This is a genomic window from Mesorhizobium sp. M0663, from assembly GCF_040320585.1.
GTDB lineage: Bacteria > Pseudomonadota > Alphaproteobacteria > Rhizobiales > Rhizobiaceae > Mesorhizobium.
Window position 1 is genome coordinate 435,502 of record NZ_JAMYPX010000001.1, and the last position, 14,703, is coordinate 450,204.

At 61.3% G+C, this 14,703-nt stretch carries 14 protein-coding genes; 10 read left to right on the plus strand and 4 right to left on the minus strand.

Going from position 1 to position 14,703, the window contains the following annotated elements; all coding sequences use genetic code 11:
- The first annotated feature begins 41 nt into the window (after nt 1-41).
- The 3 genes from NKI54_RS02105 (at nt 42) to NKI54_RS02115 (ending at nt 3,821) form a co-directional block, all read left to right on the plus strand.
- Nucleotides 42-1,559 carry a S10 family peptidase gene (locus NKI54_RS02105; RefSeq protein ID WP_352568075.1) on the plus strand — a complete coding sequence of 506 codons (1,518 nt, stop codon included), beginning with the start codon at nt 42-44 and terminating at the stop codon, nt 1,557-1,559.
- Nucleotides 1,560-1,707: 148 nt separating this feature from the next.
- Complete coding sequence (locus NKI54_RS02110) at nt 1,708-3,150, plus strand: sensor histidine kinase (protein ID WP_352644183.1); 1,443 nt, start codon at nt 1,708-1,710, stop codon at nt 3,148-3,150.
- Entirely contained in the window at nt 3,147-3,821 is a 675-nt protein-coding gene (locus NKI54_RS02115; protein ID WP_352448141.1) for a LuxR C-terminal-related transcriptional regulator, read from the plus strand. Before NKI54_RS02110 ends, NKI54_RS02115 begins: the two co-directional genes overlap by 4 nt.
- 39 nt (nt 3,822-3,860) lie before the next feature.
- On the opposite strand, the gene NKI54_RS02120 is transcribed toward NKI54_RS02115, so the two are convergent.
- A complete protein-coding gene (locus NKI54_RS02120) occupies nt 3,861-4,406 on the minus strand; it encodes a hypothetical protein (RefSeq protein WP_352568073.1) in 546 nt (181 codons plus the stop codon).
- A gap of 807 nt (nt 4,407-5,213) precedes the next feature.
- Between NKI54_RS02120 and NKI54_RS02125 the strand changes: the two genes are divergently transcribed.
- The 5 genes from NKI54_RS02125 to NKI54_RS02145 all read left to right on the plus strand — a co-directional run bounded on the left by NKI54_RS02125 (nt 5,214) and on the right by NKI54_RS02145 (nt 10,651).
- Entirely contained in the window at nt 5,214-6,218 is a 1,005-nt protein-coding gene (locus NKI54_RS02125; RefSeq protein WP_352690525.1) for a LacI family DNA-binding transcriptional regulator, read from the plus strand.
- A 73-nt stretch (nt 6,219-6,291) separates the two neighbouring features.
- A complete protein-coding gene (locus NKI54_RS02130; protein ID WP_352539309.1) occupies nt 6,292-7,647 on the plus strand; it encodes an ABC transporter substrate-binding protein in 1,356 nt (451 codons plus the stop codon).
- Between the two features lie 21 nt (nt 7,648-7,668).
- Entirely contained in the window at nt 7,669-8,595 is a 927-nt protein-coding gene (locus NKI54_RS02135; RefSeq protein ID WP_352568071.1) for a carbohydrate ABC transporter permease, read from the plus strand.
- Nucleotides 8,588-9,430: a carbohydrate ABC transporter permease gene (locus NKI54_RS02140; RefSeq protein WP_352568070.1), complete on the plus strand. Its 843-nt coding sequence runs from the start codon at nt 8,588-8,590 to the stop codon at nt 9,428-9,430. Before NKI54_RS02135 ends, NKI54_RS02140 begins: the two co-directional genes overlap by 8 nt.
- A gap of 24 nt (nt 9,431-9,454) precedes the next feature.
- Complete coding sequence (locus NKI54_RS02145) at nt 9,455-10,651, plus strand: glycoside hydrolase family 172 protein (RefSeq protein WP_352690527.1); 1,197 nt, start codon at nt 9,455-9,457, stop codon at nt 10,649-10,651.
- A gap of 76 nt (nt 10,652-10,727) precedes the next feature.
- Here the strand turns inward: NKI54_RS02145 and NKI54_RS02150 are convergent, their stop codons facing one another.
- Complete coding sequence (locus tag NKI54_RS02150) at nt 10,728-11,153, minus strand: VOC family protein (protein ID WP_352454137.1); 426 nt, start codon at nt 11,151-11,153, stop codon at nt 10,728-10,730.
- Between the two features lie 288 nt (nt 11,154-11,441).
- Here NKI54_RS02150 and NKI54_RS02155 point away from each other — a divergent pair, with 288 nt between their 5' ends.
- Both NKI54_RS02155 and NKI54_RS02160 read left to right on the plus strand, forming a co-directional pair.
- Nucleotides 11,442-11,726, plus strand: a complete 285-nt coding sequence (locus NKI54_RS02155; protein WP_352454138.1) for a hypothetical protein — start codon at nt 11,442-11,444, stop codon at nt 11,724-11,726.
- A gap of 120 nt (nt 11,727-11,846) precedes the next feature.
- On the plus strand, nt 11,847-12,287 hold the full coding sequence (locus NKI54_RS02160) for a DUF2267 domain-containing protein (RefSeq protein ID WP_352690529.1): 441 nt from the start codon (nt 11,847-11,849) through the stop codon (nt 12,285-12,287).
- Nucleotides 12,288-12,299: 12 nt separating this feature from the next.
- On the opposite strand, the gene NKI54_RS02165 is transcribed toward NKI54_RS02160, so the two are convergent.
- Nucleotides 12,300-13,295 carry a LacI family DNA-binding transcriptional regulator gene (locus NKI54_RS02165; RefSeq protein WP_352454140.1) on the minus strand — a complete coding sequence of 332 codons (996 nt, stop codon included), beginning with the start codon at nt 13,293-13,295 and terminating at the stop codon, nt 12,300-12,302.
- Nucleotides 13,296-13,363: 68 nt separating this feature from the next.
- A complete protein-coding gene (locus NKI54_RS02170; protein WP_352690530.1) occupies nt 13,364-14,698 on the minus strand; it encodes a sulfatase family protein in 1,335 nt (444 codons plus the stop codon).
- Nucleotides 14,699-14,703: the final 5 nt, after the last annotated feature.

Consider the following 14,703-nt stretch of genomic DNA (forward strand, 5'->3'; position numbering starts at 1 on the left):
CCGACGGTGTGCTAGTTTCAGCCAATTGCTCCGGAGACGTCATGCCTATCAAGCTGCAAGAAATCGCCCTCGCTCTTCTGCTGTTGGTTGCCGGAACTGGGGTGGGTCACGCGGAGACGGCCCAGCGGCCGCCGCCCACAGGCGGGGTTCTCTCGCTCCTGCCACCGCCGCAGACTTCCGATCATTCGATCGTCATTGCCGGACGCACGCTCGATTACGAGGCCAAGGCCGGCACGCTGTCATTGCCGTCCGGCAAAGGCGATATCACCGCCGAGATTTTCTACGTCGCCTATGCACTGCATTCCGGGAAAGAAACGGGACCGGATCCGCGGCGCCCGATCACCTTCGTGTTCAATGGCGGTCCGGGAGCAGCTTCCGCTTATCTTCATCTCGGCGCGCTCGGTCCGCGGGTCCTGGCGACGGCGGCCGATGGAAGTTTCTTGCCGCCGCCGCAGAGGCTGTTCGACAACCCCGACACTTGGCTCGACATGACCGACTTGGTCTTTGTGGACCCTGTTGGAACCGGTTACAGCCGTGAAGCGCCCGGCACGGAAGCACACAGCTTCTGGGGCGTCAGCCAGGACGCCGCGTCGATAGGCGCGTTTATCCGGCTCTATCTGGCGCAGACGAACCGTACGGTATCGCCTGTCTTCCTGGCTGGCGAAAGCTATGGCGGCTTTCGAGCAGCATTGCTCGCCAGGAAGCTTCAGGAAGACATCGGCATCAGCCCGAGTGGCGTCGTGCTGATTTCGCCGGCGCTCGAATTCACGCTGGTGCGCCCGGACGAGTTCCAGCCGCTCCACTGGGCGCTGGAACTGCCGTCGCTGGCGGCAGTGCGCCTACACAGCGAAGGCGTTTCCGGCCCGGCCCTGCAGGAGCGGCTGGCGGAAGTCGAACGCTATGCGCTCGGCGATTATCTGGCCGCGCTGGCAGGTGGGCTGGAGCAGGGTGGGCGCCTGGCGAGCCAGCGTGTCGCCGCAATCACCGGTCTGCCACTCGATCTCGTCCAGCGGCACTTTGCACGCATTCCCATAGGGCTGTTCGCCAAGGAGTTTGCACGGGCAAAGGGCAATGTTCTCAGCGCCTATGACGGCAACATCGCGACAGCGGACGTGGCGCCAGAGAGCCTGGGAGTCGAGGGTCCCGATCCGGTGCTCGACCGAAGCGTGCCGGCGCTCACCTCCGCTTTCGTCGGCTATGTGCGTGATGAATTGAACTTCCGCACGGATATCAGCTATCGGCTTCTCAACCGTGAAGTCAGCGGCAATTGGGACTATGGGACGAGCGCGACGCGTCAGGGCTATGCGGGTGTCATGGACGACCTTCAACAGGCGCGCGTGCTAAACCCCAGCCTCGGCGTGCTGATCGTCAACGGCTACAGCGACCTAGTGACGCCGTACATGGGCTCGCGCTACCTGCTTGGTCAAATTCCTTCGCTTGCCGGCGCAAAGCCCATTCGCACCGAGGTGCTGGAGGGCGGGCACATGATGTATCTGAGGCCGGATGGACGGGCGGCACTGAAGCAGGCCGCGTCCGAGCTTTACCGAACGACGCAATGAGACGGTTTGCCCAAAAAAGCGCCGGATACGCTGTTCGCCCTCTCATCAGGCCCTAGTTCCATCGCGATTGATCGGTTACACACCTAGGATGGCGTCTTTCAGCGACGTTCGACAACGGATTAGCCGGCTCTCCAGAATCGCGCCACTGGTGCGGCGTGCTGCCGAGCGGGCCATTCGGAACACCAAGCCACACAGGCTGACAAGCCTTGTTGACCGTTGGAATGCGCTGTCGCTGGCAACGCAGTTCCTGCTCGCGGGCGGTCTATTTTCCCTGTCAGCCATGGTGGTGGTGGGGATTTCCGTCACGAACCATATAGAAACCGTGGTCACGCAGAATTCGGCTTCCGCGACGGCTCTTTACGTGGACAGCGTTATCGCGCCGCTGCTTCCGGATATGCGCAAGAGCGAAGTGCTCGACGAGAGCGTCGCCCATGCGCTCGATGAAACGCTGGGACAAGGGGCACTCGGCACAAGGCTCGAATCCTTCAAGCTCTGGCGTCGCGACGGAACCATCCTGTATTCGACCGACAAGACATTGATCGGCAAGCGCTTCGAACCCAGCGACAATCTCCGGGCGGCATTCGCAGGCCAAATGGTCTCGGAGTTCGACAAGCTCGACGATCCGGACAGCGAGGCCGAAAGAGCCAGCGGCTTGCATCTCCTCGAGATCTACAATCCGGTGCTGCAGCCATGGTCGGGGGAAGTGGTGGCCGTTTCGGAATTCTACGAGGTCGCCACTGATTTTGAAAGAAACCTGCATCAGGCGCTCATTCGAACCTGGCTGGACGTTGCCGCCGTCACAGCGGCCTTCTTTCTCGGGCTGTCGGCAATCGTGTTCCGTGGCAGCCGCATGATCAGTTCGCAGAGCCGCTCGTTGAAGCAGCGCATTGCCGAGCTTTCCGATCTGCTTGCGCAAAACAGACTGTTGAGGCTGCGGGTGCAGCGTGCCTCGCAGCGTGCCACCGCACTTAACGAACGCTATCTCAGGCGCATCGGTGCGGACTTGCACGATGGCCCCGCGCAATTGGTTGCTCTCGCGGCGCTGGGGATCGACAGCCCCGTCATTGCCGATCCCGCTACGCCGCAATCGAAGCGCGCACAGGAATTGCTGGCCATCAAAGCACATCTGGACGATGCCATGCGCGAGATCAGGAGCATCAGCAAGGGCCTTGTCCTGCCGCATATCGAGCATGCCGAACTGGGTGAAATTCTCCAGCTAGCCGTACAGGCGCACGAAGAACGAACCGGCGTCAAAGTGAGATTATCGATGACCGGCGGCCATGCGCCGTTGTCGCCGGCGGCCAAGATTTGCATCTTCCGCTTCGTCCAGGAGGCGCTGAACAATGGATTCCGTCATGCCGGAGGTGAAGGTCAGTCGGTCGAGAAACATTTCGACGGCGAGCGCGTTTGTATCGAAGTGGCCGACGCCGGCGCTGGCTTTGACCCGCAAATCGTGCGTCCCGAGAGGCTGGGACTCGTTGGGCTGCGCGAGCGGGTGGAAAGCCTCGGGGGCCAGTTTACCGTGACTTCCTCACAGAGTGGCACAGTCGTAAGAATGGCCCTCAACATCGTTGAAATGGGGCAGACATGACAGTAGCCATCAAGCTCGCCATCGTCGACGACCACCCGCTGTTCAGGGAAGGCGTTGTGCGCACGCTCGATCAGATCGGCGGGTTCGAGATCGTCGGTGAAGGAAGCAGCAGAGACGATGCCCTGCGGATAATCGAAGACCAGCGGCCCGACATTCTGCTGATGGACATCTCGGTTCCTGGAGGTGGCCTTGGCGTGATCGGACCGGCCCTTGAGCGGCATCCGGCACTGAAAATTGTGATGCTGACCGTTTCGGAAGAAAACCAGCACGTGATGACCGCGTTGCAGAGCGGGGCAAGGGGCTATGTTCTGAAGGGGGTCGGGTCGAGGACGTTGGCTGCGATCCTGCGCACGGTAGCGTCGGGCGAACGATATGTCTGTCCACAATTGTCGGCGCGCCTGTTGGCCGATCTCTCGGCTCAATCAAAAGAGCCGGCGAAAGCTGACGGACTTGCCGACCTCACCAGCCGCGAAAGGGAGATCCTGACGCTGGTTGCCGCGGGACTGAGCAACAAGCGGATCGGGCTTCGGCTGAACCTGCATGAAAAGACGATAAAGCACCACATGACGCGAATCCTGGCCAAGCTCAACGTCAGCAACAGGACCGAAGCCGCCATGACCTTGCGCGACGCGACTGAGCGCCGCCATCCGCCTGTTCGCGATCATGCTTGAGCCGAAATTGCCGCACTGCGCGGCCATGTGAACTGGCCCTCAGTTGATCATTCCAAGCAACCTGTCCCGATCGGAACGCGTCGCCAGGCGCCGAATGATGATGCGGCCCTCGGCATCCCGCATTTCATATTGGTCGCTGTCGATGCGCTCACTGAGTCCGTTCGAATGCACCACGCCAATGCTCGGGCCGCTCACCTCGACCCGGTCTCCTGTGGATGCGTTGACAAAGAGTTTTGGCTTGCTATCGGGGTTTACCGCAGGGGCGGGATCAGGGAGATTGTCGTCCTGCGACTTTGCTTTGCCCTTGCCGGCACCAGCGTTCGAGTTCGAATTGCCGGAGTTTCCACCCGAATTGCCCGAATTGCCGTTCCCATTCCCGTTCCCGTTCCCGCCATTGCCGTTCCCGCCATCTTTGGCCCAGGCAGCCTGCGGGCCGAGCGGCTGCGATGATCCATCGACCACGACGCGATAGGGGCTCACGACGAGAATGAAGGTCAAGACGACTACAGAAATGCCGACATGACGTCCTCGTGAAGATCCGGTCCTTCGTTTCCGGGTCGTCATCAATGAACTTGCCAGTCGCATGTCGGAACTCCCCTTAATCATACGGCTCTGTCGTACTGCCTCCTGTTCGAATTCGTGTGATGCTTAAAACAATGGTTTGCGTCCGGAACGTCAAGACCCACCAGTCCCACGATGGTAACTGGTGGGTCTCGCTAGCGCAGGAAGGGACTATTTACTGCGCAAGTCTTTTGCCTTCCCGTGGTTGCGTCTCTCCGCGGTAGCGCCGACTTCCACCGTCAGCCAACAATAAATCCAATGGCCGCGACCCCGAAGCACAGGCCAAATAACGGAAAAAGCAGCCAACGTGCCTGGTGAATGCTCGGGTCCATGGCGGCCTCCTGTAACAGTCGGCATCGCAACGGGGCTCCTCGGAACTCAGTTCCTGAAACTCTCGCATTTCGGGCTTTTGCGATAGCAGCCTCGGACCAAAGTTTGGCCGTGCGGGTCCTTGGTCGATAGGCCTACAGACTGAAGTCCCTATGCCAGGAGCCGCCCTGCATTCGGCGACCTTTGTGTCCAACTGGCAGCTGCGATCCACCGCCCTCTTCGAATGCTTTGCGTTTCTGGCTCTATGGCAGCAACGCCGTTGGTCTACTGCCGCATCGTTGAAACGCCACCAATACAGACCCATATGCGAATTGCGTCGGATGTCTCCTCCCATTGCGTCCGGCGCGTTCCCCTCTGGAGGTTATAGACCTTCACACTTGGCCGGGCTTAACAACCCGGCCTTTTCTTTTGGCATTTGTGTAATCCGCCTGACGGCCCTAATTTGCGAGACATTGGTAAAATCGATTTGCAAATGCATTCATGTGCCCATAACTTGTCACCATGAGCACGATTTCCAAAGTTGCCACGCGAGCGGGCGTGTCGCGCACGACCGTGTCGCATGTCATCAACCATGCGGACCGGGTATCGAAATCGCTACGTGAGCGCGTACAAGCGGCGATCGACGAACTCGGCTACACGCCGAACCCGCAGGCGCAAAGCCTGCGCACCGGCCGCACCAACATCATCGCGATGCTGATCCCGGACATCCGCAACCCGTTCTATCCGGAGCTGGTGAAAACGGCGCAGTCGACGCTCGAAGTGGTCGGCCTCGACATGCTGATCTTCAACACCGACGTGCCGGGCGGACATTCACAGGATCACGGCCGCGAGTATTTGCGCCAGATAGGGCGCAAGCGGGTCGACGGCGTCATCGTTGCCGACTTCGCGCTGCACGGCATGCACAGCGAACTGCTCAGCCTCGATCTGCCCGCCGTCTTCATCGGCCATCTGCCGAACCATGCTGTCGACAGCGTCCAGCTGGACGATTTCGGCGGCGGCTATCTGATGGGCGAGTATCTGGCGAAGAGGGGCCATCGCCGCGTCGCCCATGTCACCGGGCCAGCCTTTTTCAAGGAGGCGATGGCGCGTGCCGCCGGCTTCGAAAAAGGGCTCGCCGACAATGGCGTGCCAATCTCCGCCGATCTGCGGTTCGAGGGAAGCTATCTTGCCCCGTCAGGGCGGGAAGCGGTCACCTGGCTCAGGGAGAAGCACGGCGGAAACCTGCCGTCGGCGATGTTCTTCGCCAATTATCTGATGGCCTCCGGTGCGCTGACCGAATTCTACGACCATGGGATCAATATCCCTCAGGATATCGCCATCGCAGTCTTCGATGACCTGCCTCAACTGGAATATGTCAGGCCGAAGCTGACCCGTGTCGGCAACAGTCCGACAATGCTTGCCAAGCGCGCCACGCAAATGCTGCTCGAACGGCTGGGTGGCAAAGTCGAGGGCGCGCCGCGCACCGAAGTGATCCCATGCGTGTTGAGCCCATTCGACAGCGCGTGACGCCAGGTGCCGGCAAAGGGAACGGAGGTCCCTTCGCCAACGTTCGACCGAACAACATCCAAGGGAGGAATTGATGACTGACAAAACGACCCGCGACCGGCCATTGGCCAGCCTGAACCGCCGTCGGCTGATCCAGGGCGGCGCCACTTTCGCTGCCGCCGGCCTCACAGGCTTCCCGTTCATCAACAGGATGGCCGTGCGCGCTCAGGAAGCGCCGCTGAAATTCTGGCAGTTCTATGCGCCTGGGGGAGACGTGAAGCCGCAGGTCCAGTGGTTCGAGAAGCTGGTGGCCGACTGGAACGACGGCCACGACCAGAAGGTCGAGCTCGAATATGTCGTCAACAGCGAATACATCTCCGGTTCCAAGCTGGCAACGGCCTTCGCGTCGGGCGAGGGCCCTGACATCTTCCTCATCAGCCCCGGCGATTTCCTGCGTTATTACAATGGCGGCGTACTTGCCGACCTGACGCCGCATATCGAGGATGCCGCCAAAGCCGATTTCCCGGAAAGCGTCATCGCCAACCGCATGGTGGACGGCAAGATCTACGGTGTGCCGATGGAAGTCGAGCCGATGGCCTTCTACTATTCGGTCAAAGCGTTCGAGGATGCAAAGCTCAACGAGAACGACGTGCCGAAGACCTGGGACGAGCTGTTGGCGGTCGCCAAAAAGCTGACGACGCCCAGTCGCTACGGCGTGCTGTTCGAAACGACTCCCGGCTATTACCAGAACTTCACCTGGTATCCGTTCCTGTGGCAGGGCGGCGGCGAATTCCAGGGCAAGGACGGCAAGAGCGCCTTCGATTCGCCGGCCACCGTCCAGGCGCTGAAACTCTGGCAGGATGCCATCAATACCGGCGTGGCGCCGCGTCAGGTGGTCGGCGGCGGCTTCGACATAGTCGCCAATCTCGGGGCAGGGCTGTGCGCCATGCAGAACTGCGGCATCTGGGGCATTTCGGCGATGGACAACAACGCCAAGGACGTGCCCTACGGCATCTTCAAATTGCCGACACCGGCCAATGGCAAATACGTCACCGTCGGCGGTGGCTGGGCCTTTGTCGCCAATGCCGGAGGCAAGAACCCGGATGCTTCCGCCCAGTTCTGCGCCTGGGCGCTGGCCTCAATGGATCCGGCATCGATCGACCGGGTCGTCAACTGGTGCACTGTCGCCAAGAGCGACATGCCGCCGCGCAACAGCGCGCTGAAGGCCGGCGCCGATGTCTTCAGCACCGGCAAGTTCGGCACCTTCGCCAAGGAGATCCATCCGGGGACGCGCGCCGAGCCGCGGGTTCCGCCGGAGGCCTACAAGATCATCTCCGACGCCATCCAGTCGGCACAGCTTGGCGGGGTTGATGCCCAGCAGGCGGCGACGACGGCCAGTCAGCAACTCGATGCGTTCCTCGCTTCCTATTCCGGCGCGCCGATCCTTTAGGCCCTTTCCAGCATGGATCAGATGAAACCGCCAGCCGCGGGCGCGAATTCCGCCCGCGGCCTCACCGCCAAGCAAAGGGAGCGCTACGCCGCATGGCTGTTCGTCCTGCCCGATGCGCTCGGCTTGCTGGTGTTCGTCGGCGTGCCGATGCTGCTGTCGCTCGCCGTCGGGTTTTTCGAGGTCAACGGCTTCGGCGGCTACAGGTTCGTCGGGTTCGTCAATTACAGGCGCATGTGGGGCGACCCGCTGTTCTGGTCGTCGGTGAAGGTGACGGTAGCCTATGCCGTCATGCTGGTGCCGGCGCTCTACGTCGCCGGACTGGGACTGGCGCTTCTGGTGCAGAAGACCAACCGCTTCAACGCGGTCATGCGCTCGATGTTCTTTGCGCCGCAGATGGTCAGCCTGGTCGTGGTGGCGCTCGTGTGGCAGCTCATGCTGGTCGAAAAGGTCGGCATCGTCAGCCGGCTGGCGCCGCTCGTCGGCCTCGGCGGAATTTCGCTGCTCGGCGATCCAAATCTGGCGCTGTTCACGCTGGTGCTGGTCAGCGTCTGGTTCCTGATGGGTTTCTACATGCTGATCTTCCTCGGCGGGCTCCAGGACATCCCGGCAGAGTACTACGAAGCTGCAAAGATCGACGGTGCCGGGCCGGTGACGAGCTTCTGGTACATTACTTTGCCCTTGCTCAAGCCGACCAGCTTCTTCGTCCTCCTGGTCTCGCTCGTCGCGGCTGTCGCCGGCGGCCAGGTCTTCGACCTGATCTATGTGATGACCAAAGGCGGTCCGGTCAATTCGACCTCGGTGCTGATCATCTATATCTACAAGCAGGCATTCCAGTTCGGCGCGTTCGGCTATGCATCGGCAATGGCATCGCTGCTGGTGCTGGCGCTGATGCTGGTCACGGTCTTCTTCTTCGTGCTGACGCGCGGCGGACGCTTCGAGCATGACTGACGGCCGAACTCCTTCCGGCCGTTCGCAGATACGAGCGGCGAGACTTGCCTGGATGCTGGCAACCGCCGCACTTGGCCTGATGACGGTATTCCCGCTTGTCTGGATGCTGATCATCTCGCTCAAGCCGGCGAGCGACGTCTTCACGCCGAGCCTCATTCCGGAACGCCCGACGCTCGGCAATTTCCTCTATGTGCTGACCGAGGTGCCGTTCCTGCGCTATCTCTTCAATTCGTTCTTCGTGTCGGCGACGGTGACGGTCGCCGCGCTGTTCTTCCATTCGATGGCCGGCTATTCGCTCGCACGGCTCCGTTTTCCGGGCCGCGACACGCTGTTCCTTGCCATGTTCTCGACCTTCCTGGTGTCGCTGCCGGTCATCATCGTGCCGCTGTTCATCCTGACGCGGATGCTGCACATGCTGGACAGCTATGCCGGGCTGATCATTCCGGCGATCTTCAACGCGTTCGGCATCTTTCTGCTCAGGCAATACTACCTGTCGCTGCCCAGGGAACTGGAAGAAGCGGCGATCATGGATGGTGCCGGCTACTGGCGCATCTATTGGAGCATCATCCTGCCGCTCAGCCGGCCGATCCTGTCGGCACTGGCGATCCTGTTCTTCCTCGCCAACTGGAATGCTTTCCTGTGGCCGTTGACGATCACATCGGACCTCGATCTCTGGGTGGTGCAGGTAGCCATTGCGAACTTCAAGAGCCAGTACGCCGCCGCCTGGAACTACGTCATGGCCGCTTCGACCATCGTAGCCGTGCCGATGCTGGTTCTTTTCGTGATCTTCCAACGCCAGATCATGGAATCGATCAAGACAAGCGGCCTGAAATAACCGCTGAAGCAAGAGGAGAAACACATGGATAATGCCGGCTTGTCGCCGCTTCGCGGGCTCGCCAAATTGCGCGACGCCAAAACCCGCCGGTTCTCAAGCTACGACCGCACCGGCGGCAATGACGACCGGCTGCACATTGAACCCGGCCAGACGGTGGTGATTGCCGAGCATGACGGTGCCGGCATCGTCACGCATATCTGGGCGACGCTCGCCTGCGAGAGCGAGGCGTTCCTGCGCAAGATCGTATTGCGCGCCTATTGGGATGGTGAGGCACATCCGAGCATCGAAACGCCGATCGGCGATTTCTTCGGCATGGGCCACGCCCGCACGCGCAATTTTGCCAGCCTGCCGGTGCAGGCAAGTCCCGAGGATGGCAAGGCCTTCAACTGCTACTTTCCGATGCCGTTTGCCAGCCACATGCGCTTCACCGTCACCAATGAGGCTGAGGACGACCTGCTTTTCTATTACTATGTCGATCTCGAACTGCATGAGGAACTCGAGGAAGGCCTGGGCCGCTTCCACGCCCAATACAGGCAGCAGCGACCTGATGGCATAGACGAGACGGGGCTGGCCAACGAGCAGGTCCTGTTTGGCGGGGAAAACACCGACGGGAACGGCAACTACACCATCCTGGAGGCGGAAGGTCATGGCCACTATGTCGGCGTGCTCTATTCCGTCTATTCGCGGCGGCGTTCCGCACTATGGGACTGGTATGGCGAGGGCGACGACATGATCTTCGTCGATGGCGAGCCGGGCATTTCCGTGCCGGATACGGTGCGCAAGCCCGATCCGCGCATCGGACCGAAGGCCGAACTGATCGACGATCGCGGCGAGACCGGCCCCGGCGCCAACGATGCCTGGCCGCCGACGCTGCACGGCACCGGCACGGAAGATTATTTCAATACGGCATGGTGCCCGACACAGGACTACAGCGCGCCCTATCACGGCATCATCGCCGCCGGCGGGCCGAACTGGACCGAGCCGGTTACGCTCTATCGCTGGCACATAGAGGACCCGGTCATCTTCCACAAACGCATTCGGGTGACCATCGAGCACGGTCACGCCAATCGCCGCTCGGACGACATTTCGTCGGTCGCCTTCTGGTATCAGGCCGAACCGCACAAACCGTTCGAAGCGCTTGTCGATGTCGAGGACCGCATCCCCACCTATCGCGCGCCTTATCACAATTGGAATGCCGCCTTGGACGAGAAGAGGCGTTAGGCCGGGATGCGTTCGAATTGAACCGTGCATCCCGCGCTATCTGTGTCGGGGCACGACCGTGCCGCAGCGCGCCACCTCAGCTGCGAGGTGGAAGTTGCTGGACAGACCAGGTGTTGCCGTCGGGATCCTCAAAGAAGACAAATCTGCCCCAGGGAAAATCCTTGATATCGCTGACCTCGATACCTTGAGCGGCCAGGTACCGGTGTGCCTCATCGACATCGGGCACGACCAGTTGCAGGCCCCTTATGGATCCCGGGGGGCTGTCGACGAGGCCCTTGCCCATGGCAATCGAACAGGCCGATCCGGGTGGCGTCAATTGCACGAAACGTATCTCGTCGCTTACGGTGTGGTCGTGATCGAGATGAAAGCCGACCTTCTCAACATAAAAGGCAATTGCTCTATCGACGTCCGATACGGGGACCGGGACTAGTTCCAGCTTCCAATCCATGACAGCCCTTTCGCAGCTTGATCGCCAAGTGGTGCCGAACACCGTGGGCGCCATCCCGCCATCTTCCCAATGCCATTGTCGGCGCGGGCCGCTCAGTCAGTCAAGAGATACCCGGGCTCAGGCAACGTGAGGACTGGTCTCATTGCTGAGACGGCGTTCGGAACCGATGAGCACAAGCTCAGTTAGGCGGAGGACAACCACCTTTCGGATCAGCAAGGACGACTTTAATGATCGGAACGCAGGGCGCCGAATACAACTGTGGAAAGGTTGAACGGGCGTCGTTGACGCGCGAAGGGATTGCTTGGAAGCGACGCTCGCCGAAGCCGGCGAGATCCTCGGGCGGTGAAGCCGAAGCGCAATTATGCCGTGAATGCCTACGATTCGGCCTGCCTTCTCCTTGCCGCGATCAAAGACGCCAGCACTGTATCCAAGGGATATCCGAGCCGGCGCGACGTTCTGGCGGCGGTGCGCGATATCCGTTTCAGGGGAATCGCCTATCGCGAGCCGGTGCGGTGGGATGAAAAGGGCGACAATCTGGCCGCTGTGACTGCACTCAACGTGGTGGAAAACGGCCGCTTCCGGCAGATCGCCGAAATCCGGCAGATGCAGAGTGTCGAGCAGACCTGACGCCGACAGGCTCTCCGACCGAACCGGTTTCCGCCGCTTTGCCAGGGCGATTTTCACAGGACCACGAAACAATAATCTCCGGTCGCCGTTTCGCCCCTAGAACCTTTCGAGGAGGCGACGATGAGCGCAACCGGCTTGGACGTTTTTGACAAAACGCTGCAAATAACAAACATCTGGCTAGACGAGATCATGGCGGATCTTGGTCCGGATCGACACGTCGCCTGGCATACGTTGGGCGCCGTTCTGCGAACCCTTCGGGACAGGCTGCAGATCGGACTGGCGGCCAAATTGGGAGCGGAACTGCCGCTGCTCGTGCGGGGCGCCTACTATGATCGCTATCGGCCCGCCGACATGCCCGACAAGACACGCTCGCTCGAGACGTTCCTGCAACACATCGCCGATGAATTGAAATCGACCCGTCCTGTCGATCCCGAGGATGCGGCACGCTCGGTGCTGCGTGTGCTTGCACGGCATATCGACCTTGGCCAGTCGGCAAAGGTGCGGGATGCGCTGCCAAAGGAAATCCAGGTCCTCTGGCCTGAAAGCGTGGGCGTCAAATAGCGGCGATCCTGCTCATGCGGACGCGCGACGGACCAACTGCCACGAAACGCTGAAAAGGGTAGGTATTGCGCCCGGTGTTGCCGAGATCAATGAGATCAGATGATCGGCAAGATGGTCGTAGTGGGCAGTTTCGGGGCCGATTGTCGTCAATGCCGGATGACTGAATTCGCCCTCGTCGATATTGCCGCAACCGATGACTGCAATGTCGCCGGGCACGGAGAGGCCGGCCTCCTCGAATGCGTGCAGGGCGGTCACGGCGGCAAGATCGGATTCGACGAAAAGCGCGGTCGGCCGATCCTTGCGGGCGGCCAGCGCCGTAGCATTGGCAAACGCAGCCTTGCGCGCCTCTGCACCGCCGATCACCAGGTCGTCTCGCAGCGGAAGGCCGCGTGCTTGCAGGAAGCTGCGATAGGCGGCGAGACGGCTCCCGTCCACCGCTTGCTCATGCATCATATAGGCGATGCAGCGATGGCCGGCTCGGTAGAGGTAGTCGAGTGCCTCGAAGACGGCCCTGCCGGTATGCTGGCGCACAACCGAGAAGCCTGCCGGCTCGATGGTCGGATGGAAGATCACCGCTGGCCGGCCCGCGGCCGCCAGGCGCGCGGCCAAGAGCATCACCTCGGGCTCGGAGAGATGCTGCCAGTCGGCGATAATGCCGTCTGCCAGCCCGCTCTCGATTTCCCTCACGATCCGGTCGGTTCGCTCGAAGGTGTCTCCCGCGGTGATAATTGTCGAAAATCCCCTCAGCGCCGCTCCAGATTGGATATCCTGCGCGATCCGGTCGCTGAACGGCACGCCGAGACGAGGCAGTACAAGGCAGATTCGCTCGGCCTGCTGGCGGCGCAGCTGCCGCGCGGTGCGGTTTTGCACGTAGTTGAGCTCAGCGACGGCCTCGAGGATGCGCTGCCGCGCCTCCTTGCCGACGAACTTCAGGCGCGTGCTGTCGCCGCTGAGCAGGTACGACACGGCAGCGGTCGATACATTGGCGCGCCGGGCGACATCGGCCATGGTCGGCGCCTTTCTGCGATCGGAATTTCTCTCGTGCATTGTTGGATCCGCTGCGCGACGTGACATGATCAGCTGTCGCTCAGCCGGATTTCATTCCAGCTTCCATGCCCGGCGGCAAGGATCTCGGGCCTTGCCTCGCCGGCCTCCACCATCAGGGCAACGATGCGGCCTCGCAGCCATGCACGCGTCTCTGCGTGATCGGGCGAAGCTATGAGATTGGTTAGTTCGTTTGGATCGGCATCGAGGTCGTAGAGCCTCGCCTCGACATAGAAATCGCTGCCGGAATCCCGCCAGCCGTCTTTTCCCGGTGCCTCGACCTCATATTTCCACCGTCTGGTGCGCAAGGCGCGGCCGACATGGTGCTCGCTGATTTGAATGAATATCTCGTCGCGCGGCGGCCGTTCGCCCTGCAGTGCGTCGAGCAGCGAGACGCCCTGCATCGAATTGGGCACTTTCAGGCCGGCCGCGGCGAGCAGGGTCGGCGCGAGATCGACGAGGCTGACCAGGCCTTCATATGTGCCGATGCGCTGGAAGCCGGGGCCGTGGAATAGCGTCGGCACGCGGATCGACGCCTCATGACAGGAACGCTTGTATTCGTTGTTGCGGGTCTTGAAGTGACATCCGTGGTCGGAGGTGAAGAGGATGATCGTGTCGTCAAGCCGGCCAAGGCTGTAGAGCGCCTCGATCAGCCGTCCAAACGCCTCGTCGAGGCGTGCGACCATGCCCAGATAGCCGGGGAAATGTTCGGCTGTCGTGCCGCCAAGTGCGGCGAGATCGCCGGGAATGGCGAGCTTCTTGCGGATCCTGTCCTCGTATCCGAGCGGGGCAGGGTAGTTGTCCGTCTGGTTCTGGTGATGCGGCTCGAGGAAGGACAGGAATAGAAAGAACGGCTCGTCTTCCCTCGATGCGACATAGCGGATTGCAGCGTCAGTTAGGGCATCGACGCGGTATCCCGGCAGCTTCACCGCCTTGCCCTCATTGTCGTGGACGACGGTGTCGAAGGGGCCGGAAGTGAACTCCAGGATGTTGGAGGCCAGCCAGTAGCGATAGCCGCCGCGTTGTTCCTGGGTGACCGGCTCGGCGGACCCCAGGTGCCACTTGCCGATGTAGGCGGTGTCATAACCTGCCGCGGTGAAATGATGCGCGAGCGTACGCTCGCTCTTCGGCAGTGGGATGTCGTTGCGGTAGCAGCCGGTGATGGTCGGGTACCGCCCCGTCTGGAACACGGAGCGGGCGGGTCCGCAAACGGGCTGGCAGGTAAACGAATTCGCCACGAACGTGCCGGTCCCGGCGAGGCGGTCGAAATTTGGCGTAAGCTCGAGCGGATTGCCATGGACACCAACGGTGTCCCAACGCTGCTGGTCGGTGAAGAAGACGATCACGTTCGGTCGGCGGGACGTCATAGGGT

Excerpts from the sequence above, each read along its gene's own strand:
- NKI54_RS02170 (WP_352690530.1), bottom strand. The coding sequence starts at position 14,698 with ATGACGTCCCGCCGACCGAACGTGATCGTCTTCTTCACCGACCAGCAG.
- NKI54_RS02145 (WP_352690527.1), top strand. The coding sequence starts at position 9,455 with ATGGATAATGCCGGCTTGTCGCCGCTTCGCGGGCTCGCCAAATTGCGC.
- NKI54_RS02130 (WP_352539309.1), top strand. The coding sequence starts at position 6,292 with ATGACTGACAAAACGACCCGCGACCGGCCATTGGCCAGCCTGAACCGC.
- NKI54_RS02140 (WP_352568070.1), top strand. The coding sequence starts at position 8,588 with ATGACTGACGGCCGAACTCCTTCCGGCCGTTCGCAGATACGAGCGGCG.
- NKI54_RS02160 (WP_352690529.1), top strand. The coding sequence starts at position 11,847 with ATGAGCGCAACCGGCTTGGACGTTTTTGACAAAACGCTGCAAATAACA.
- NKI54_RS02115 (WP_352448141.1), top strand. The coding sequence starts at position 3,147 with ATGACAGTAGCCATCAAGCTCGCCATCGTCGACGACCACCCGCTGTTC.
- NKI54_RS02135 (WP_352568071.1), top strand. The coding sequence starts at position 7,669 with ATGAAACCGCCAGCCGCGGGCGCGAATTCCGCCCGCGGCCTCACCGCC.
- NKI54_RS02165 (WP_352454140.1), bottom strand. The coding sequence starts at position 13,295 with ATGGCCGATGTCGCCCGGCGCGCCAATGTATCGACCGCTGCCGTGTCG.
- NKI54_RS02105 (WP_352568075.1), top strand. The coding sequence starts at position 42 with ATGCCTATCAAGCTGCAAGAAATCGCCCTCGCTCTTCTGCTGTTGGTT.
- NKI54_RS02125 (WP_352690525.1), top strand. The coding sequence starts at position 5,214 with ATGAGCACGATTTCCAAAGTTGCCACGCGAGCGGGCGTGTCGCGCACG.
- NKI54_RS02120 (WP_352568073.1), bottom strand. The coding sequence starts at position 4,406 with ATGCGACTGGCAAGTTCATTGATGACGACCCGGAAACGAAGGACCGGA.
- NKI54_RS02150 (WP_352454137.1), bottom strand. The coding sequence starts at position 11,153 with ATGGCGCCCACGGTGTTCGGCACCACTTGGCGATCAAGCTGCGAAAGG.